Source organism: Richelia sinica FACHB-800, assembly GCF_014698825.1.
Lineage (GTDB): Bacteria > Cyanobacteriota > Cyanobacteriia > Cyanobacteriales > Nostocaceae > FACHB-800.
Genome location: NZ_JACJTT010000004.1, coordinates 165,017 through 187,052 on the forward strand (window position 1 = coordinate 165,017; position 22,036 = coordinate 187,052).

General features: G+C 40.3%; 16 protein-coding genes. 7 read left to right on the forward strand and 9 right to left on the reverse strand.

Features of this window, described 5'->3' with window-relative positions; translation table 11 throughout:
• Window positions 1-28 precede the first annotated feature (28 nt).
• From H6G73_RS05610 to miaB, 3 genes are all read right to left on the reverse strand, one after another.
• A complete protein-coding gene (locus tag H6G73_RS05610) occupies window positions 29-1,903 on the reverse strand; it encodes a hypothetical protein (protein ID WP_190602084.1) in 1,875 nt (624 codons plus the stop codon).
• 36 nt (window positions 1,904-1,939) lie between these two features.
• On the reverse strand, window positions 1,940-2,611 hold the full coding sequence (locus tag H6G73_RS05615) for a hypothetical protein (protein ID WP_190602086.1): 672 nt from the start codon (window positions 2,609-2,611) through the stop codon (window positions 1,940-1,942).
• Window positions 2,612-3,267: 656 nt separating this feature from the next.
• Entirely contained in the window at window positions 3,268-4,632 is a 1,365-nt protein-coding gene (gene miaB / locus H6G73_RS05620) for a tRNA (N6-isopentenyl adenosine(37)-C2)-methylthiotransferase MiaB (RefSeq protein ID WP_190602088.1), read from the reverse strand.
• Window positions 4,633-5,009: 377 nt separating this feature from the next.
• Here miaB and lspA point away from each other — a divergent pair, with 377 nt between their 5' ends.
• The 6 genes from lspA to H6G73_RS05650 all read left to right on the forward strand — a co-directional run bounded on the left by lspA (window position 5,010) and on the right by H6G73_RS05650 (window position 15,100).
• The gene (gene lspA, locus H6G73_RS05625) at window positions 5,010-5,486 is read left to right on the forward strand and encodes a signal peptidase II (RefSeq protein WP_190602090.1); all 477 of its coding nucleotides are present in this window, start codon (window positions 5,010-5,012) and stop codon (window positions 5,484-5,486) included.
• Between the two features lie 369 nt (window positions 5,487-5,855).
• Window positions 5,856-8,126 (forward strand): transglycosylase domain-containing protein, encoded by a 2,271-nt coding sequence (locus H6G73_RS05630; protein ID WP_190602099.1) that lies wholly within the window; start codon window positions 5,856-5,858, stop codon window positions 8,124-8,126.
• Window positions 8,127-8,134: 8 nt separating this feature from the next.
• On the forward strand, window positions 8,135-8,986 hold the full coding sequence (gene hpnK / locus H6G73_RS05635; RefSeq protein WP_190602101.1) for a hopanoid biosynthesis-associated protein HpnK: 852 nt from the start codon (window positions 8,135-8,137) through the stop codon (window positions 8,984-8,986).
• Window positions 8,987-9,610: 624 nt separating this feature from the next.
• On the forward strand, window positions 9,611-10,360 hold the full coding sequence (locus H6G73_RS05640) for a peptidylprolyl isomerase (protein WP_190602184.1): 750 nt from the start codon (window positions 9,611-9,613) through the stop codon (window positions 10,358-10,360).
• Window positions 10,361-10,398: 38 nt separating this feature from the next.
• Window positions 10,399-13,428, forward strand: a complete 3,030-nt coding sequence (locus H6G73_RS05645) for a peptidase domain-containing ABC transporter (protein ID WP_190602103.1) — start codon at window positions 10,399-10,401, stop codon at window positions 13,426-13,428.
• 106 nt (window positions 13,429-13,534) lie between these two features.
• Entirely contained in the window at window positions 13,535-15,100 is a 1,566-nt protein-coding gene (locus H6G73_RS05650) for an HlyD family efflux transporter periplasmic adaptor subunit (RefSeq protein ID WP_190602105.1), read from the forward strand.
• A gap of 213 nt (window positions 15,101-15,313) precedes the next feature.
• Here H6G73_RS05650 and lysS read toward each other — a convergent pair whose 3' ends face one another.
• The 4 genes from lysS to H6G73_RS05670 all read right to left on the reverse strand — a co-directional run bounded on the left by lysS (window position 15,314) and on the right by H6G73_RS05670 (window position 19,554).
• The gene (lysS, locus tag H6G73_RS05655) at window positions 15,314-16,903 is read right to left on the reverse strand and encodes a lysine--tRNA ligase (protein WP_190602107.1); all 1,590 of its coding nucleotides are present in this window, start codon (window positions 16,901-16,903) and stop codon (window positions 15,314-15,316) included.
• A gap of 156 nt (window positions 16,904-17,059) precedes the next feature.
• On the reverse strand, window positions 17,060-17,929 hold the full coding sequence (locus H6G73_RS05660; protein WP_190602109.1) for a sensor histidine kinase: 870 nt from the start codon (window positions 17,927-17,929) through the stop codon (window positions 17,060-17,062).
• 17 nt (window positions 17,930-17,946) lie between these two features.
• A complete protein-coding gene (locus H6G73_RS05665) occupies window positions 17,947-18,543 on the reverse strand; it encodes an L-threonylcarbamoyladenylate synthase (protein ID WP_190602111.1) in 597 nt (198 codons plus the stop codon).
• Window positions 18,544-18,582: 39 nt separating this feature from the next.
• Window positions 18,583-19,554, reverse strand: coding sequence for an alpha/beta hydrolase (locus tag H6G73_RS05670; protein WP_190602113.1), 972 nt, complete (start codon window positions 19,552-19,554; stop codon window positions 18,583-18,585).
• A 218-nt stretch (window positions 19,555-19,772) separates the two neighbouring features.
• Between H6G73_RS05670 and H6G73_RS05675 the strand changes: the two genes are divergently transcribed.
• On the forward strand, window positions 19,773-20,036 hold the full coding sequence (locus H6G73_RS05675; RefSeq protein WP_190602115.1) for a DUF3146 family protein: 264 nt from the start codon (window positions 19,773-19,775) through the stop codon (window positions 20,034-20,036).
• A gap of 55 nt (window positions 20,037-20,091) precedes the next feature.
• On the opposite strand, the gene H6G73_RS05680 is transcribed toward H6G73_RS05675, so the two are convergent.
• Both H6G73_RS05680 and H6G73_RS05685 read right to left on the reverse strand, forming a co-directional pair.
• Window positions 20,092-20,544, reverse strand: a complete 453-nt coding sequence (locus tag H6G73_RS05680; RefSeq protein WP_190602117.1) for a pre-16S rRNA-processing nuclease YqgF — start codon at window positions 20,542-20,544, stop codon at window positions 20,092-20,094.
• A complete protein-coding gene (locus H6G73_RS05685) occupies window positions 20,541-22,031 on the reverse strand; it encodes a DUF3084 domain-containing protein (protein WP_190602119.1) in 1,491 nt (496 codons plus the stop codon). The genes H6G73_RS05680 and H6G73_RS05685 overlap by 4 nt, the downstream gene beginning before the upstream one ends.
• Between the last annotated feature and the right edge of the window lie 5 nt (window positions 22,032-22,036).

The following is a 22,036-nucleotide window of genomic DNA, read 5'->3' on the forward strand; positions in this document are numbered from 1 at the left end:
CTAAACCCATAAAAAATGAGATAACCTGTTATAGATTTAATTCAATTACCCGATTATTCACAACGCTTTGGGGAATTCTCATTGGTAAGTCTTCATCTGTTAAATTATCAGGTTCTTGACCGGAAGGGTCACTTAAAATTTCCCTAATCAAAGGATTATTGATAGCTATTTGCTGCTGTTCTATAAATCCAAAAATTTCGTCATCTGTTAATTCATAAATCTCTCTATGATTCCACACAAACCAGATAGCTATGAGAGGTTTAATATCTTGACTCTGTAAACTCACCCATTCTCCACCCTTTTCTTTCAAAAGCCTTCGCAAATTTTCTCTAGCTAATGTGGCACTAGCAGCAATTGTTTTTGAACGTACCAAGCAACCACGAGTTAAATCAAAAGTTTGATAATCGATTAGTTTACGCAAAGCTGTAGTAATTCCTACACCCCCTGCTATCTGTACTACATCTACACCAATTTTGATTTGCTGTTGATTACCAACAATTTTAAAATCAATATGTTTTTGGTTAGGTATTTCCTCAATTTTCTCAATTGTTACCCCTTCTATTGTTTTACCTATTAATCTTTCAAAGGCAAATTTCAGAGATTGGGCAATTATTGATTCATCTTCAATGAGAGAATCTATATAAGCTTGTGTATGTACTAGTTCACTTTGGTAGTATGGTTTAACGGAATATATTTTTATTTCTACTATCGGTGGATCAGGGTTGGGTATTTTTTCATCAATAAAATTATCTGCACACCATTTTAAAACTGATCTAACTGTAGGCTTAGATTTGCCCAGAACTTTAAGTTTACCTGCGTCAAATGGGTATAAGGGATGTGGTGGAGTTTGTTGATTTTCTTGGTAAAAATCTTGTAGCCAAGTTTTAACCAGATTCACAATATCATCAGAATTGAGATATTTTAATGCTATTGGCTGTCTATCTGGTTGTTCACTCACTAACCGATCAATTACTGCTTCAGCTTGGGGTAATACCCTGATTTGTTGATTCCATGTATCAGGATACATGGCTAATAATAAAACACCTCGTTTGATACTTTGATATAAATCTTTGACTAAAGTAGCAATGACTTGTGCTGTGGTTAAGCCAAAATCTGAAATGTTACCATCATCTAATTCATCAAAGCAAATCACCGGAATTTTATAATAATTAGTTATATCTAGCAGTTGGCGAGCAATATTCATTGATACAATTTCTTTATCATTACTTTTAATATTAGGCAAACCCATTGCATTAGTGTAAGTTTGTGATAACTCTAGCCCAGATAACCAATAGCTAGCATAATTAACATGGTCTGATGAAAGTGTCCACAAAATAGCTTTTACTATATATGGATTAGGGATTTCTGGCTTATGTTTTAGGATAGCTTGTGTCAGTTGTCCAATGAATTTATTTGAGCGTTCACGTAACCACTTGGGATATATATCAGAAATATACTGTTGCGGTGAATATTTACGTTGTATGGCTTCGTTAATTAATGAAGCCGCAATTTCTTGTATTTGCATAACATTTTGTTTGCCAAATGCCCTTAGGCTAGAGGCAACATTTTGGAGAAATTCATATTTAATTTGATTCAAGTTATCATATTTACCCATGTAAATAAATACATAATTATCTTGCGGCTGTAATCGATGTCTAATGCGACTAATAATATGGCTTTTCCCTAAACCTTTCTCTGCTGTAATGGTTATACCTACTGTTTGATACTGTCCTTGATTAATTTTTTCAAGGGCATCGAATACAGCGTTAGAAGCATGAGAGTTAATAGAAGGAACATCTGGAAAGCTTTTTCCCCATATTTGCTGTGGTCTCACTACCATATGTCCTGCAAATGGGTTGTGAGATTTAAGTAATTCATCAATACTAGATGTGTTATTAGTCATAATAGTGTGAGTTTGTTGTGTACGAAATAATGATATTTAAACGTTCAAAAGTTTGGCGTAACAACGTAATCCATCTAATTCTGTGGTGACAGAATCTTCTATTTTGTCAGGGGCACTATCTTCTATACTTCCTCCTTGTAATTGGAAAATATCATCAGCTTGCATTTCTAATAGCCAATCATTAAAATTTGTTCTATTTACTCGCTCTCCTATAGTTCTTCTCAGCCGATAAATCGGAACTAAATGATTAAAGTTATATTCATAATTCAATTTTTCATAAACTTTTAAAGCTACATTTTTAAACTCTTCGTAAGAACTAATCAACCCAGGTTTAGTCCCATTACCTGATGCAGCTGATGCAGTTACTAAAATCTCAGTCTGACGCAACCAGCGTAATAATGAATTTCCTATCCAAGCACCAACATTTTTGTCAAATTTAAACTCCTCATTACCTAAACTTGCACCCAATACCTCTAAACCAGTAGGTGATGTGAGAGTGTAACCAGTTTTGGAAATTGCGATCACACCTTCTTTCTCTAGTTCCTCAAAAATCCGCTGATAATCCCCTATTTTCTCACCTTTCGCTACAATCCGCTTGCTTATTTGACCCTTCTTTACTTCTTGCTGTACCCCTCCCAAGTCCCACAAAGCAAGTAACAACCGGGTTTTGACGTGCAGGTTCTGTAAATTCTTGCTTCCAGCACTCATTTTTAGTATCCTATTTAACTTTTTAAATTATTATAAATATTTTGTTGACTACTTTGACAACCGTAAAATCAATGTTGATTGTCTGAAAATTCTTTGAATTAAAATATATTTTCTTGGATAAAAAAAACCACAATTTTACTAACTTTTCAATTTGCACTGAAAAATAATGTCAATAATATGTTATGCAATACCTTTCTAGACAAACAAGATGAGGAGATTCTTTCTAAATATTAAAAACTTTGACATTGAGGCTTTTTACAACTTGGCAATCCCAATAGACATGTGGTGCGATTAAATATGTGTTGTCTATAATCCTTGTAGAGACTTTTCTACATCCATTTTCGGAGATGTCTAATATATGTTCATGGTGTATTGATCAACAATTTCTTGTTGGTATAAGTCACCGAATTTATCTCCTGTATCCATTCAAAACCCCACGACTATAAAAAATTGAGGTGATGGACATCAGTGAACTCCATCACCTCCAGCAATTTTTATCCTCAAATCACCAACTCAACAGGATAGGTATAGCCGTAGACAATGCCGTTAGGACATGAAGCAAAACTAAAACTCAGACACTGAAAGGCTTTTATAACTGTCACCTGTCACCTGTCACCTGCTATATTAACAAGGTGAACAAGAGAATTGTATCTGCATTAGACGGGTATTGCTTCCCGTACCTGAACAGCTTCACCAGTCAAGCTAAATGCACGCACTTCGGTGATTTTCACTGACACTATTTGTCCTTTGAGTTCTTGAATATCACCAGTGAAAAAGGTGAGACGATTTCCCCTTGTCCGGCCCATCACTTGGGTGGTGTCTTTGGGATTTTGGTCTTCTACTAATACCTCTTCAACACGACCCAAGTAACGCTGCGATCGCTCTGCTGCTTTTTGTGCCACCAGATGATTTAATCGTTGTAGGCGATCGCTTTTTACCTCTTCGCTTAATTGATTTTCCCACACAGCCGCAGGTGTACCAGGACGAGGAGAATAAGCCGCAGTATTTAACTGGTCAAAACCAATATCATCTACAAGTTTGAGAGTATTTTCAAACTGCGCTTCTGTTTCCCCAGGAAAACCCACAATTGCATCTGCACTAATAGAAGCATCAGGCATATACTCACGGATAGTATCAATAATCCGGCGATATTTTTCCTGAGTGTAACCCCGTGCCATAGCCTTCAACACATCATTATCACCAGATTGGAAAGGTATATGGAAATGTTCGCAAACCTTGGGCAACTCTGCACAAGCCTTAATCAACCTTTCCGTAAAATAACGGGGATGGCTAGTGGCAAATCGGAATCTTTCAATTCCTGGCACATCATGGACGTAATAAAGCAAATCCGTCAAAGTATGTTTGTAGCGACCCTCTGGAGTCACACCAGGTAAATCTCGACCATAAGCATCAATATTTTGACCGAGTAAAGTAACTTCCTTGTAACCTTGTTTTCCTAAAGTTTCAATTTCCGCACGAATAGCTTCTGGTGTCCGGGACTGTTCCACACCACGCACATTAGGAACAACACAATATGTACAACGCTCATTACATCCATAAATCACATTTACCCAGCCAGTGATTTTGCTATCCCGTCGGGGTTGGGTGATATCCTCCATGATATGCACCGCTTCTGTAGCCACAACCTGATTACCTTCAAAAACCGATTCTAATAAATCTTTGAGACGGTTAGCGTGTTGAGGGCCCATCACCAAATCTAACTCTGGCACACGGCGTAACAGCGATTCCCCTTCCTGCTGGGCCACACAACCAGCAACAATTAAAGTTAAATCAGGCTGCTCATGCTTACGTTTGGCCTGTCTACCTAAATAAGAATATACCTTTTGTTCGGCATTATCCCGAATTGTACAAGTGTTGTAGAGAATTACATCTGCACAATTAGGGTCTTCTGACCACTCAAAGCCCATGTCTTCTAAAATACCAGCCATACGCTCTGAGTCGGCTTTATTCATTTGGCAACCGAAGGTGGTAATGTGGTAGCGGCGGTGAGAACTGGTCATTGGTAATTACGGAGATTTTTATATCTCTCTACAGTGTAGCAAAGCTAAGACTCTGGACGATTTGAGACCTTGAAAAATCAAGGCTACGCTCTTATGACTAAAAGTTCTGAAGTAGCTCACCCGAAGACACTGCTGATAGCCCAGCCATACTCCTGTTCGCGTAGCGTATTCCTCAAGCCTTGTGTCTTTAAAAAACTGTTGGTAAGTTTAACAGGTGTCAGCAATCCAGCCGGGGTTATAAAATCCTAGCAGAAACAACAATTACGTTGGTTGACCTTGCCATGATACGTCTGCTCATTCCACAAATTAGGTAATTAAACTTGCACCTAAGAAACATTTGTCGGATGTTCTGTAATGACTAAATTAAACGATTTACCATGCGCCTAAAAAATCGCCTCTTCTGGATAGCCGCCTTAATTGCTTGTGTGATTGATCAAATTACCAAATATTGGATTTTACAGACCTTTGCCTTGAAACAAACTCTACCATTATTACCGGATATTTTCCATTTTACCTATGTAAAAAATTACGGTGCAGCCTACAATTTATTCAGTGAAAAAGGCGAATGGTTGAGGTGGCTATCCTTATTCATCAGTTTATTATTAATCGGTATTGCCTATTTTGGTCCCGCCTTAGCTGTGTGGGAACAATGGGGTTATGGATTAATTTTAGGCGGAGCAATGGGCAATGGTATTGATAGATTTCGACTTGGTTATGTAGTTGATTTTCTCGATTTTCGCCTGATTAATTTTGCCGTATTTAATATGGCTGATTCGTTTATTACTATTGGTATTATTTGTTTGTTTATTGCTTATTGGCGCAATACACCCAGTTCCCAGAGGAAAACCAGATAAAAGCACCATAAACAGGGGGAGTAATGCTAAAAATATCAATCCCTTCTGTCTTTCTGCTCACATATTGGAACTTCTGCAACTGTTGATACTTCTGTAACTTCTATGACATTCTGGAACTTCTGGAACTCCTGTTCGCGCAGCGTGGCGTTAGCCATACTCCTGTTCGCGTAGCGTGCCGTAGGCATACTCCTGTTCGCGTAGCGTGGCGTTAGCCATACTTCTGTAACTTCTGAACTTCTGGAACTTCTGAACTCCTGAACTCCTGACCCCCGAAACTCCTTTTTGCTTGAGAGTAAAATGGTGTAAGAATAGCATCAACAAGGCCCATTCGCCAGATTTTGCATTAAACGCTGTAATGTGATATAGCCGATGAGTTCCCCCCAACACCCGCAAAAGCCACAAACCATACTGGGTCAACTGACTCAGGCTGTAAATACTATTCAAGCTAGGGTTGATTTTTCTAAACTGGCCCTGAAACCTAATGCTAAAGTACCGGAAATTTGGGTGCAGGATGCGGGGGCAGATAAAGCTGAAGTATATCCATTATTAGGCGATCGCTATATTCTTGGCCGTAGTTCTAAATCCTGTGATATTGTCATCCGTAATCCAGTTGTTAGCCAAATTCACCTTTCCTTATCACGGGATTCGTCTCAACCCACACCAGTTTTCATCATTAAAGACGAAAACTCCACCAATGGCATTTATCGTGGTAAGCGTCGCATCACTTCCCTAGAACTACGCCATGGTGATATTTTCACCCTCGGCCCACCAGAATTAGCTGCATCAGTGCGCCTACAATATGTTGACCCTCCCCCTTGGTATGTCAAAGCTATTTCCTGGGGAGTCTGTGGCGTTGGTGGTGTCAGTGCCCTCTTAGCTTTAGTAATTGGCTTTGAATGGACGAAATTTACTGTGCGGCCTTTACCAACCGCAACTCGCGCCCCTGTAGTCGTTTATGCCCGTGATGGCTCTACACCCCTACGGGAACCACGGACGACGGCTCACATCGATATGAAAGAGTTGACTGATTTTGGCCCCTATTTACCTGCGGCTGTGGTGGCTTCGGAAGATAGCCGCTATTACTGGCATTTTGGGGTAGACCCATTGGGTATTTTACGTGCAGTCTTAATTAACAGCCGCAGCGGTGATGTACAACAAGGTGCAAGTACAGTTACTCAGCAGGTAGCTCGCAGTTTATTCCGGGAATATGTCGGCCGCCAAGATTCTCTAGGACGGAAATTACGAGAAGCTGTGGTTTCCTTGAAACTAGAAACTTTTTACAGCAAAAATGATATTTTGCTGATGTATTTAAACCGGGTATTTCTAGGAGCAGATACCTCTGGTTTTGAAGATGCTTCTCGTTATTATTTTGAAAAATCAGCGAAAGAATTAACCCTCTCGGAAGCAGCTACTTTAGTAGGTATTTTACCTGCTCCCAATGCCTTTGATTTTTGCGGCAATGGGCCTAATAAATTGGCCGCTTCAGAATATCGCAACCGGGTAATTAAGCGGATGCTGGAAATGGGCAAAATATCCCAAGAAGATGCCAACCGTGCCAGACGTTCCACGGTGCGAGTTAGCCCCAAGGTTTGTGAACAACAAGCTAAAACCATTGCTCCCTATTTTTATAATTATGTCTTTCAAGAATTAGAAGCTCGCTTGGGAGAGGGAGCAGCGAGGGAAGGTAATTACATTATTGAAACCCAGTTAGACCCAGCCATTCAAGCCCAAGCAGAAGCAGCGCTGCGTAATTCTGTGAATACTGCTGGTGGTAGTTTTGGGTTTTCCCAAGGGGCAATGGTGACTCTTGATTCCAGCACTGGGGGTATTTTAGCTATGGTGGGAGGAACTGACTATAAAAAAAGTCAGTTTAATCGTGCCACCCAAGCCCAACGACAACCAGGTTCTACTTTCAAAATTTTTGCCTATACCGCTGCCATTGAGCAGGGTATATCACCTTTTAAAAGCTATTCTTGTGACTCGTTAAGATGGCAAGGTTTTACTTATAAACCCTGTCGTTCTGGTGCTGGTGGCAGTTTGGATATGACCACAGGTTTAGCTTTGTCTGAAAATCCCATTGCTTTAAGATTATCTAGGGAAATTGGTCTGAACAAGGTGGTAGAAATGGCCCAGCGTTTAGGAGTGCAGTCCCATCTTGACCCTGTACCTGGGTTGGTATTGGGTCAAAGTGTGGTGAATGTTTTAGAAATGACTGGGGCTTTTGGTGCTATTGGTAATCGTGGTGTGTGGAACCCTCCCCATGCTATTAGCCGGATTTTAGATAGTAGCGATTGTCAAGACCGTAAAAATTTAAAAACCTGTCGTGTCATCTATTCAGTTGACCAAGACCCCAATAGCAACAAACGAGTTCTCAAACAGGATGTTGCTAATCAAATGGTCAGTATGATGCGTGGAGTCATTACCAACGGTACTGGTCGTGCAGCTGCCTTGGGGTTAGGAGAAGGGGGAAAAACGGGGACAACTAATGATAATGTTGACCTGTGGTTTATTGGCTTTATTCCTAGCCGCAGACTGGTAACTGGGATTTGGCTCGGTAACGATGATAACTCTCCCACCTCTGGTAGTAGTGCTCAAGCGGCTCAGTTGTGGGGTAATTATATGGGTAGAATCACAAAGTAGAATTACTAATGCCCCGTTTTGCAATTATCAATGCTGATGATTTTGGCTTTTCTCATGGTGTCAATGCAGCGATTATCAAAGCCCATGAGGAAGGCATTTTAACTAGTACAAGTTTAATGGTAAGTGGTGATGCGGCTACAGAAGCGATCGCCTTGGCCAAAAATTACCCCTCTCTAGCAGTCGGGTTACATCTGGTGTTAGTCTGCGGTAAGTCTGTTCTTCCCCCAGAGAAAATTCCCCATTTGGTTGACTCCCAAGGTAACTTTCCTGATGACCCGACTCTAGCAGGGTTGCGTTATCAATTTAATGCCCTGGTCCGTGAAGAATTGCGTCAAGAAATCCGGGCCCAGTTAGAGAAGTTCCGTGAGACCAATTTACCTCTATCCCATGTGGATGGACATTTACATCTTCATGTTCATCCTGTGGTTTTGCAAATTTTGACAGAGTTAGCACCAGAATTTGGCATTAAATTTATTCGCTTACCGAAGGAAGAACTGAGGATTAATTTGCAAATTGACCGGAGTAATTTATTTAATAAAATTCTTTGGTCAATAGTCTTTGGACAGTTACATCGTTATGGTACATCTTTATTAACTGCCCATCATATTCAATTCGCTGATTGCGTTTATGGTTTATTACAAACTGGGTCAGTGAACGAGCAATATTTATTAGAGTTGATACCCCAAATTTCTGCTGATTTAATCGAAATTTATGCCCATCCCGCCATTTTCCACCCTGGTGAACCTTTAAATGGCCCAGAGGGTGTAGGGGAAGTAGAATTAGCAGCTTTGTTGAGTGAAAAAGTTCGTGATACTTTAGCTACCCATCAATTTCAGTTAGTTAACTGGAATTGTTTGTAGTTGCAATAAGTAGGGAAAGTAAGGTAATTAGGCTGAGAAAAATGTACTACTTTTGCAGTGGCTTGAGTATGAATTCATGCTTTCACTTTGGCAATTTTTTATATTTAATTTTTCACTTATCTTATGTATTGGTAGCGTGTAAAATCCTGCTACTAAGTTATGTATTTTCTCTATTCTCGAAATATAAATTGATCAAATAGGATATGTGGCGAATACGCTAAATTTTGCCAATTTGCCTATGGTTTATACCAAGAATCCCAACTTCCACAACATAGCCCAACTGAGAAACCCTTGTATCAGCTAGGTTTCTTAATTTTGCATTTTTAACTTTTAATTGTTCCTGGGTATTACTGGTTGCCTAGATGTTTGCAATATTACTATTTCATGGTATGGTTGGTTTGATACTTTAACCCCCAAAGTATTGACTAAATCAGTACCGCCAGCCAGTTTGGGGTTTTTGTAAAGATATCTTTACGCATACAAAATATGCAAGATTAAACACAGACTCCTAAGTTGTATAAAGCTATGTAAAGTTAACTGGAAAATAATCTGTCTAAAATCCTGTTTTTACTATCGTGATTTAACAATAATTCATAAAAAGTGGTACATCTGATTACAAGTGATATGAACCCAGTTCTGCAATTAGGCGATCGCACACTGACAGCAGCAGAAATTTTACCATTACTAGAGCAATACCAATTGATACCGCTCTTAGTAAAAGAGGTGGTAATTGACCAAGCAATTGCACAGATTGAGTTGACCCCAGAGGAAGAAAAACAAGCCTGTGCTCAATTAGCCCAACAGGCCCAGGGGATGAGTCCTCAACAATTGCAGCAGTTGCAACCAATGGCGATACGGCAATGCAAACTGGAAAAGTTCAAAGAAATCACTTGGGCAAAGGAGTTAGACTCTTATTTCTTTCAACGCAAGCCCCAATTAGATCGGGTCATCTATTCCCTGATTAGCACCAATGATGTGGGTATTGCCCAAGAAATCTACTTTCGCATTCAAGAGGGTGAACAAACCTTTAGTGAATTAGCAAGGGAATATGCCCAAGGCCCAGAAGTACACACCGATGGTTTAGTGGGGCCAGTGGAACTTCAATCCCTCAATCCGGCTTTAGCTAAAGTCCTCTCTGCTAGCCAACCCCAGCAACTCTTACCACCCACCCAAATAGGTAACTGGGTAGTAATTGTCAGGTTAGAAAAAACCATTCCTGCCCAGTTAGACCAACCGATGCGGCAAAGGTTAATTAACGAAAGGTTTAACACTTGGCTGCAAACACAAGTAACTGCCCAAAAATGGCAAATTAAAGCCTTAGACCAACCCTCAGTAGCCGTGCCCTTGACAGTCGAAGCCGAAATCAGTGCCTGAGTCAAGACCATTTGACGACAATTTAATGCAGATAGATTATGACTTATACGAAGAACTCATTTGCAGATTTTCTCTCCTCAGTAGCAGGATATAATAAATTACCACTGGAAGTAGTTAATACCATCACCTCACCTTCTTCCCAACAAATACAAGCTTGGCGCTTTCGCATTGGTCAGAAAATCATTGGTAAGGAAAAAATACCGGAACGAGTGGCCATCATCTATGAAGGGAATGTGCGATTGTTGGGATATCATCCCCAAACCCAAATGCCCATTACCTTGAAAATCCTCCAACCAGGAGAAATGATTGGGGAAATTAGTTTGTTAAGGGACATTCCCTGCGAAACAGCGATCGCTTCCACAGAGGTGGTATGTTTAACTTTAAGTGCAGAAGAATACCTCCAACTCCTCAACAACTATCCAGCCTTTGCCCAAGCACGTCAGCAGTCCAGCCACATCATCGAAATTTTTGATGTTCTCAGCATTCAATTAGAACGGCAGGCCCAGGCTAATTTCAACCTCAAGGATATCAGTCAACAAGTCCTATCCGACTCGCAAATTTATTATTTACCACCAGGCAGAACATCCTTACAAGAATTAGAAAGTGACCGGCGCATTTGGTTTGTCAGCGGTGGTGGGACAGTCGCCAATCTTCCCTTGGGTTCCTGCATTGAAGCCAATAATTTCCAAAATTTTGTCGAAGTTACCAGCAAAACTCCAGCCCGGTTAATCGGTATTAACACTTCAGATTTATTATTTCTCAATAGTCAACCGGAAGCACCAGCAGCCATTATTCCCGAAGTGGTAGATAGTGGTAGCAAAACACCATTAGATATTCCCTACGCACCATCAGACGAAATTCTCCTATCTGGTAAAGTCGCCCCCAAAGTTAATCCCAAGTCCAAAAAATACCCATTCTTTAGTGGTCAAGGAGAATTAAACTCCACCATCGCCTGTTTTCAGATGGTGTCTAAGCAATTAGAAATCCCCTTTCGACGGGAAGTTTTACGACGCATCCTCACAGAACAACTCAAACGCCAAGGGTCAATTTCCTTTCCCCTGTGTGCATATATTAGTGAGTTAATTGGGCTGAAATCTCAATTAATAGATGTGCCCACGGTGGCTATTCCTCGCATTCCCACCCCGGCATTAATTCGCTACCAAGATAGTTTTGCGGTTCTCTACACTGTCGATAATAATGAAGCAGTAATAGGTGTACCATCCCAAGGCATTGTCACCTGTACCATTGGCCAATTACTAGAACAAATAGAACCCCAAGAAGATAACTTACAACCACAGTTAAGAGTTCTTCTAGTCAATACAACCAAGGATACACCCCAAGAACGCTTTGGGTTACGTTGGTTTCTTCCCTATGTATCTCGCTATCGTCGGGTACTGATTGAGGTTTTTATTGCCTCCTTCTTTGTTCAGTTAGCAGCCTTAGCTAACCCCCTGGTAATTCAGTTAATTATTGATAAAGTCATTGTCCAAAATAGTATTAGCACCTTGAATATTTTAGGTGTATTACTATTAGCAGTCGGGGTATTTGAAGCAGTTCTGACTACTTTACGGACTTATTTATTTGTGGATACCACCAACCGCATAGATATGGGGTTGGGTTCACAAATTATTGACCATTTACTGCGACTACCACTGCGCTATTTTGAAAAGCGACCCGTGGGTGAGTTGTCCACAAGAATCAATGAACTAGAAAATATTCGTCAATTTCTCACCGGTACAGCTTTAACGGTTGGTTTAGATGCGGTATTTTCGGTGGTGTATATCATCGTCATGCTGTTCTACAGTTGGCAGTTAACCATCGTTGGTTTATCCACAATTCCTGTGTTTGTGGTGATTACTTTAATCGCTTCACCCACAGTTAGCCGTCAATTACGCACCAAAGCCGAACGCAACGCCAATACCCAATCCTATTTGGTGGAGGTGATGTCTGGGATTCAAACAGTCAAGGCTCAAAATATTGAATTGCGATCGCGCTTTTCCTGGCAAGAACGTTATGCTCGTTATGTAGCCTCTGGCTTTAAAACTGTCATTACCTCTACCCTCGCTAACTCTACCAGTAACTTCCTCAACAAACTCAGCAGTTTACTCGTATTGTGGGTAGGTTCCTATCTCGTTCTCAAACAAGAATTAACCTTAGGGGAATTAATCGCTTTCCGCATTATCTCTGGTTACGTTACCAGTCCAGTTCTCCGTTTGGCACAAATTTGGCAGAACTTCCAAGAAACTGCATTATCTCTAGAACGATTAAGCGACATTGTAGACACACCCCAAGAAGCAGAAACAGATAGAGATAACATTCCCTTACCTGCCATTGTTGGTGCAGTCAAATACGAAAACGTTTCCTTCCGCTTTGCCGCTAGTGGCCCCTTGCAGCTAAACAACGTCAACGTAGATATTCCCGCAGGTCAATTTGTCGGCATCGTCGGTCAAAGCGGTTCCGGGAAAAGTACGATGATGAAATTGCTGCTGAGACTATATGACACAGAATCAGGCAGAATTTTAGTAGATGGTTACGACATCAGCAAAGTAGAACTTTATTCCCTACGGCGACAAATTGGTGTAGTTCCCCAAGATACATTACTGTTTGATGGCACAGTTCAAGAAAACATCTCCCTCACCAACCCCGATGCCACCACAGAAGAAATTATCGAGGCTGCCAAAGTAGCTGCGGCCCACGACTTTATTATGGGGCTACCTAACGGTTATAATACCAGAGTAGGTGAAAGAGGTTCCGCACTTTCCGGTGGACAAAGACAGAGAATTGCGATCGCTCGTTCTGTTCTCCAAAAACCCAAACTTCTAGTATTAGACGAAGCTACCAGCGCCCTCGACTATCCCACCGAACGCCAAATCTGTCTCAATCTAGCTAGCGCCTTTAAAGGTAGCACTGTTTTCTTTATTACCCACCGCCTCAACACCGTTAGCCATGCCGATAACATCATTGTTATGGATAGTGCCAGAGTCATTGAACAAGGCACTCATCAAGAACTCATGGCAGCAAAAGGTCATTACTACTACCTCTATCAACAGCAAGAAGTTAACTTGTGATTAATTCCTTCAGTTATTAATGATTAATGTCATCCATCAATCATTAATAACTGATAAATCATCACCATATTTAATCTCAATTACTATTCTCAAATCACAAAAAAATATGACACAAATTAATGGTAAACACCGTAATAGCAGTAATAGTAATGGAGTCAACTCAGACTCCAGAGTTTTAACATCTACCAAAAAATACAAAACAGATAATTTGATTAATTCATATCAAGAAGAATTTGAGCAATCTGTAGTCCTCAAACAATCACCGATTTGGTCACGCACCATCATGCTAACTTTGATTAGTTTAGCTACCTTTGGTGTTGTTTGGGCTTGTTTTGCCAAAATTGAGCAAGTAGTACCTGCCACAGGTCAATTAAAGCCAGAAGGCGCAGTTAAAGAAGTACAATCTCCTGTGAATGGAGTAGTTAAATCTGTTTATGTTAAAGATGGAGACAAAGTTAAAGAAGGGGATTTACTTTTAACCTTTGAATCTGTAGCTACCCTCGCTGAATTAAACTCCCTCAACAAAATTCGCACCGCTTTAATTAACGAAAATAATATTTATCGTCGATTAATGGGAGCCAGTACAGGTATAGAATCTGAATTAGTTTTTCTACGGGGAAGATTACCGGCTGAATCAGCTTTTCTCCTCAAAAGTCGTGCAGCTTTAGTATCAGATAATGAATTACTCCGGTCGCAATTACGGAATGCAGAATCCGCAGATGTTGGTAGTGATGAACAACAACGTTTATCTGTTTCCAAAAGAGAGTTAGATTCCCGTGCCATGGCAGCACAAATAGATATTGAAAAAACTAAAAAAGAACTAGCTCAAAATCGCGTCAGACTGGAAAATAGTCAAAGTAGCTTACAAATTCAACAAGGGGTTTTAAATAAAATCAAAATCCTCGCTGAAGAAGGTGGTATTTCCCAAATTCAATATTTAAATCAACAACAGAACGTCGAAAAAATTAAAGCTGATATTGCCCAAGCACAGGAAGAAGATAAACGTCTCCGGTTAGAAATAGAAAAAGGCAAACAACAATTAACGAATACAGTCGCAGTTACTGATAAAACTATTTTAGAAAAGATCAGTGACAATAAAAAGCGGATTGCAGAAATTGATAGCCAATTCATGAAAATTATTTTAGAAAATGAGCAGAGATTGGCAGATGTAAATAGCAAAATTGCTCAAACTCAATTAAATGTTAAATATCAGGAATTACGCGCCCCTGTATCCGGCACCATCTTTGATTTACAAGCTAAAAATCCAGGTTTCGTAGCTAGTGCTACGAATAAGTTACTACAAATCGTCCCTACTGATAAATATGTAGCTGATGTTTTCATTACCAATAAAGATATTGGTTTTGTACGTCCAGATATGAAAGTAGATGTACGAATTGATTCTTTTCCCTTTAGTGAATTTGGTGATATCAAAGGTAAGGTAATTAGCATAGCTTCTGATGCTTTACCACCCGATGAAACTCATCAGTATTATCGCTTTCCTGCCCGCATTAGTTTAGATAGCCAAAACTTAGAAGTCAAGGGAAGAAAAATCAATTTGCAATCAGGTATGTCTATTAGTGCCAATATTAAAGTGAGGGAAGAACGCACTGTAATTAGTTTATTCACCGAATTATTTACCAAGCAAGTTGAAAGTTTAAAGGAAGTGCGATAAATTTGCAGATTATGTCAATTGCCTCATCCCTAAGAATCCGATACTATAGCAAGTGACTGTGCTAAAAGCCTTTGGGCATCTTAGTTTTAGCTGTAGTTAATGTCCTAACCGCCTTGTTTACGGCTATATAAAAAATATCCCAGGCTGTTGGTATGAAATTTTTCATTACAATACCTAACAACCTGGGATCAGCTTAAGCCCTAAGAGTCAAAACTAGACTTGTGCTTTTGCTTTTTCTAAGTTCAAATTCACAACATCTTGCAAGCGAGAAATGACGAATTCTTTCTCCAAATAAGAGAACAAACCACCAGCTTTTGGACCTCTTTCTTTATTGAGGAAAGACAGGTAAATAGCTTTAAAAGCATTGGCTTGTTGAACTTGCAACTCTTTAGTAGTGGAGAAAATCAAAGTTTGTAATGCTTCTGCTTCCCAATTACCGATATTCTGCAAATTCTCACTTAATTTTTGCAGATAAGTAACTTGTTCTTCAGTCAATTCATTAGCTTTTTCCGGCACTTGTTCCAGATACAAAACTAATTTCTCTTCTTCATCTGCATAGTCTTGTAACCATTTTTGAGCAGAAGCAATTCGTTGATTGATAATGTGTTGGTCATACTCATTTAAAGGCTGTGGACTACGCTGCACAACTTCTTCTTGAATATTCAAACGGGGAATTTGCAACAAAGAAATCAATGTACTGTAATCAAAGGGTTGGAATGCTTTCACTTCATCCCCTAACTGGGCATAAAATAAAGGCATTAATTCTTCCGTTAATTCCCCTGTGCCATTAGCTTGATACTTATTAATTAAAGTATCGTAATCTCTAAACAAGCGAGTAATAGTTTCGTAATTGGGTGCAAAATTAATTACAGTTCTTGGCTGAGTCCGCAACATTAAAAAGCGTAATAACTCAGGTGGTAATAAATCAGCAATTTCCTTGGCACTAGAACCCACACCCTTAGATGAACTCATTTTCGTACCATTGACGAGAATAAATTCATAGGGAGAATGGAAAGGTGGTTGCTTTTGTAAAACTTTGCGACAAATAGCATTAGCGACATCTCTGGAACCACCTTTTTGAGAGTGGTCTTTTCCTGCCATTTCGATAGTTACACCCACTACTTCCCACTTAGCGACCCATTCCACCTTCCAAGGTAATTTACCATTACCGTTAAATGGAGAAACCCAACCAGAATGACCACAACCTTTGACATAATTGGTGGCATCAGGTTTGCAGGTGTAAAATACTTCAGAACCGTTGTAATCTGTAACTTCTGTTGTGGCGATTTTGCCGCAATTTTCACAAATAACTTGAAAAGGATACCAGTTACTGGGTCGGTCTGCCTTACTTACTTCTTTATATGCTTCTCTTACCAGGTGAGCATTTTTCAAGAAAGTATCGATGTGGGTATTGAGTTTACCAGAACGATATAAATTTCGTAAAAAATAGGTTTCTGGTTTAATTCCTAAATAGTCGAAAACTTCAAAAAATTCGCCGATGAAATACTTAGCGTAATCACTAGCACCTTCACCAGGAGAAGGTACATTACACAAAGGAAAACCTAAATAAGGAGCAAATTTTTCCTGATCTAAATATTTAGGGACTGTATCCAATGCGTCATAGTCATCCACACCGTACAAGAACTTCACGGGCTTACCTGCGTGTTTCAAGGCACGGTAAATAACATCATGGATAACCACACCCCGCAATGACCCGACGTGTACCCTTCCTGATGGAGTCTTAGAATCATTAACTACCTGGTAGCCTTGTGCATCAGCAGCAATTTTATCAGCCCAAAACATTTGCCATATATCTTTTCACAATCCCTCTATTTTAACTCTATGTTGGTATTTTGGCGGCGATGTTCAGGGAATTAAGGAATATACTCTAAAATTGCTGACCGAGTTGATAATTGCTCACTTATTGCTGTAAATTTAGACGCAAATATATTTTGTTAATTAGTTAACTACTAAAGGCAAAGAAATTTGTATTCTTTGAAATTCCTGTGTGGTATCAACAATGGGAGAGGTGAGTATTTCTAGTTTTCCTCCCATTAACTCCACTAAAATTTGATTGAGAAATAGTTTCATGCCGACAGATAAAGTAACTTTTTCTTTTGGTAAATCAGATTGCATAAAGTCTATTGGCTCACTCAATGTGAGGGCATGTGTAGGAGCATCTATCCAGATGTTTACTAATTTATTTTGTGGTGCAATATTACTAGCAAGATAAATACTACCCTCTTCCATTTGGGCGATGATAGTTTCAACTAAATTTAATAATATTTGTTTGAGCCAAGAACCATCTGCTAAAACGTAAATATCAGGTTCAGGGTAGGAGAAATTTACGGGAAAATTACGATTAGCCGCTAGTAAATGAGTCAATTTATAAACTTGTTCTATATATTCAACTAATTGTATAGGTTGAAGATTTAATTGATTTTTGCCGTGTTCGGTTCTGGCAACATTGATAATTTCATCAATGATATTTACTAGTTTTAATGCTCTATCGTGAGCTTGAGCGATAAATTCCCGTTCTTCTTCTGGATTTTCACATAAATCGGCCAAAATTAATTGATGTAACCCAATTAAACCATTGAGAGGCGATCGCAACTCGTGGCTAGTCCTGGCTAAAAAACCAGATTTAAACTGGCTCATTTCCCTTGCCATATGATAGGCTAGCTGGGTTTGTTGTAGCTGTTGTTGTAATCTGGGCGTATTGTCTGCTGGTGGACTCGACTGGTGGGTGGATGAGCGTACTGTTACCCGACTAATACCAACACCCAAGAATGTCCCTAAGCCTAGATATAACCAGTTACTAAAATCCATAACAGTAGATGTTCTCCCTAATTTACTGAATTATCCAAGGCGATCGCTCCTTGGCGCAAAATTTGCCAATTGCTACCCATCCATTTAGCAACAGTGGAAGGTACGCCTATTCCAGATATTTCCTTTTGTTGTGCCGCAATATCCAGAGTTAAAGCCTGTGGAAACTGGGCTGCAATTTCTGTCATGGTCTGTAACGGTGGTTGACCGGATAAATTGGCGCTAGTAGTAGCGAGAGGCCCAGTTTGCGCCAAAATAGTTCGAGCAATTGGATGATTAGGAACTCTGATCCCGATGGTGGTGGGGTCGGATGGATTAATTTCCTTTGGCAACAGGCTACTGGCTGGCAGGACTAAAGTTAAAGCACCAGGCCAATATTTACTGACTACATTGCGCCAAATTTCATACTCTATCTCACTACCTTGAACATAGGACCATAAATCTTCTGCACTAGCAGCCATGAGAATTAACGGTTTATCCAAACTCCGCTGTTTAGCTGTATAAATTAACTCTGCTTGTTCAGGGATCGTGGCTAATGCGGGCACGGTATCTGTAGGAAAGCTGACGAGTTTTCCTGCTTTGGCACCAGCAATTAAAGTTTCGAGGGCAACATTCATAAGTTATGAGGAAAAATTTTTAACGAGTAGATTTTGAGTTTAAGATTGCCAGTCTCCTAACTGAGTTTGTAAGAAATAACGCACATGTTGGACAAAATCAGGCCCCCATTGCCTTGTACCATGTCCTAAACCAGGCACTACATAACAATCACCATCGGGAAAATTTTCAGCGCAAATGCGGGCATCCTGAGTGTTGACCAGAGGGTCATTAGCGCCGACTAAAAACCTGGCCCGACGGGGCAATTTTACCCTGTCAATGTAAGTCATAGGGTTACAAAGATTAGCATACTCATCCAAAGACTTCAAATGTTTAGTTAATTTGAGGATTTGGAAGAGGGCATTTAATTCTGGCTGTAGTCGCAAAACTGTACTTTCGGCAATTCTGCCCAGAGGTGAAGCCGCTAAATCTGGTAATAATAAATGACCCCAACTTTTCGCAAAAGATTTGATGTCAGCATGACCTATCACCCCTAGTAATCTTTCCCCTAGACTGTTGGCTGTAAAAGCATAGGCACTTTCCAAAACTCCCATGCTGACTCCAAATAATGCCAAGTGATGAAGACTAATGCCATATTTTTCTGCACAAAATTGATGGACAGTATTGATATCAATAGCAATTCGACTAAACAAGGTAAATAATAGTTCTGTATCAAAGGCAATGCCTTGTTCTACTAGGGGTTTAATTTCCTGTTGAACTAACGCTGTAAACGTGCGGACTAAACTTCTTTCACCAGCAAAGGGAGTATCAAATAAGGCAACTGCTATGCCCATTTGTGTCAAAGTCGAAATAATGAAAGCATTCCAGCCATAGGGGGCACACATACCTTGTAAGCCAATGACAAGGGGTATACCTGATGCAGGTCGATGACTGGGGAGAAAAATAGCTACAGGAAAGCCACTTAATTTGTCATCAATTTCCGCCATTCCCGTGTAAGAAAAAGGGTGATAAAACCAGTAACGATGACCGTCAACACCATCAAAATTTATCTGATCTGGCCCATATATAGGCATATTTTTGGAATAAATATGATTATTTGGAGTTTTAATCAACTATACAAAATATTTCCCTGGCCTTGTTTCTCTTCTTCAATCAGGCTGGGAACATGCGGCTGCTTCGTAGTTTATTTTTTTCCCTACTTTGCCAATTTGTCAATTTCAGCTATTTTTGGTACATAAAAATTAAGCAACTTTAAAAGTTAGCTTTTATCCCTCATGTGACATCCAGCATAGTGAGTGCAAAACGTCTGCCAGAAACTACCGCCCATGTCAAAATTACTCGCCAATCTTGGCAACTCGGCTTTATTGAAGGAGAAGTGAGTGCAGGTGATTTTGAATGGCATTTCCAGTGGCATTTTCGCCGAGGAGAACTTTCTGTGAAGCCTTCTCAAGGTAGGGCTTTAATTAAGGAACCTCTGGGTCGCTTTTTAGAAAAACAGGATTATCAATTGGAACCTGGAGGAGATTATGCGTTTACGATTCGGGCAGAACTGTAATGATTGAGGGTGATGAGAGCGATCGCTAATCTAACACCTCAAATTCCAACACACCCTATTTCTCAGGCAAATTACCACTAGTCAACCGATTGAGGTAACGTTCAATTAACAGGATGGCCACAATGTCATCAATGGGTCGAGGGGGTTGACGCATTCCCTTAGGTAAGAGTTTGGTGAGTCCTTGGGGAGGATACATTTGCCAATAGCGATCGCGTGCCTCTAAAGTGGTGTAACGTTCATCGACAAAAATAATATTTACTGATGAAGTTAATTCTTGATTAAGTTGCTGTTTCCACTTTTTCGCTGTGGTTTGGTCGCCCATCACCATGAAAGAAACAGGAAATTGTTGGGTTAAAGTTTGAATTTGGGCGATCGCTTCCTTGGCTGATACCACCTGATGATAATACAATTGCCGATCCACACCCATCACGGCAATACCGCATTTATCTCGTCCTGGGTCAAAACCTAAAATTACTGGTTGTGTTGGTAGTTGCTGATTACTCATCATGTACTAAATAAAATTTGTCCATTGAAAATAGCCACTAACTTAACTCGCAATGGGCCGGCTGTATATGTATCTTCCGCAGCAATGGCTTTAATTTCTAGTGGTTGATTAGATTGCTGTAACTGGGTCATAAACCTTAAGAAAGTACCATCTATTTCTACACTTTCCACAATTCCGGCATTGCGGGCCCGAAATTGGGAAGCAGAAATCAGCAAATCTAAACGTTGTCGCAGTTCATAAACTGTCATATTTTTCATATCTGCCGTGCTAGTGGCAAGGATTTGACCAGCAGAAAATACCAGTTGATTTCTAGCTGCATCAGCAAAAAACTCGATTTGCTTTTCTCCCCGCACATAATTGCCCGCAGAAAACACCCGCACTACATATTCTCGACCATCTGCAATTTGTTTAACTAACTGCTCAATTTTTTCTTGGGTGACACGCAAGATATCCGCGCGATTAGTTGTAGCACCAGGTTCAGTTAATTCTATATTGGCGTTGCGGTTAGCTGCCTGCAAAATTTGGATAATGGCGTTGCGGGCTGCCTGGGGTTGAGTTACCCTAACTACCCCAGCTGCTAACACTTGACCCCGAACTAAAGCTAATTTGCCCATTCTGAGGTCGCGATAGGACTGATAATATTTTTCTAATCTGGCAACTTCTCGTTCTAAATATGCTTGTTGTTTTTCTAATTCTTTCAGCCGCGATTCCCTTCTAGCAATCACTTGTTCTCGTTCTTTAATCGCTTGATTCCGACTTTGAATCAGTTTATCTAGTTGGGCGATTTTTTCGTCTCTTTGTTCAATCACTTCTTGCCGATTAGCCAATTCGCGATCGCGTTTTTCAATAGCGGCTTTGGCTTCATCAATCGCTTTTTTCGCCTCTGCATACAGACGCTGACGTTCTGCCCGCAATTGTTCGACTGCTGCCTGTAAAGCTTGGCGTTGATTATTCACACTTTGCAATTGAGCTAAAGCCCGTTCATACTGAATCACCACTTCACCCAATTGGCTTTGGGTATTTTGCAGTTGGGCTTGAGTTTTAGCTTGACGGCTAATGGTGCGATTCAATTGTGCTTGGGTGGCTTGCTGTTTAGCATTGGCCGCCTGTAAAGACTGATTAATTCTTTGTAAATCTTGTTGAGCCTGGGTTTGTTCTTTTTTGGCTTGGTCGAGTTGACCTTCTACTTGACTTTTCTGGGCTTCTGCTGTTTTTAGCTGTTCCCGCTTGTGGCGCAGATCCCGTTGAATATCTTCTAACTCAAATACCCCCTTGCGTAACCCTTCATCGGCGGCAAATAAAATGGCCAAAGTCGAAGCGGAAATCAGGCCACCAGTAAAAATAGTGACGATGACAGCCGTGTTTTTCGGTCTGAGGTTAAAAAGAGAGAGACGTGCCTTGCCGACTTTCGTGCCAATGCGATCGCCTACGGTGGCTATCACGCCTCCCAAAATTAAAATTGCTGCAATCAGGATGTACCCGGTGGTCATCTTCA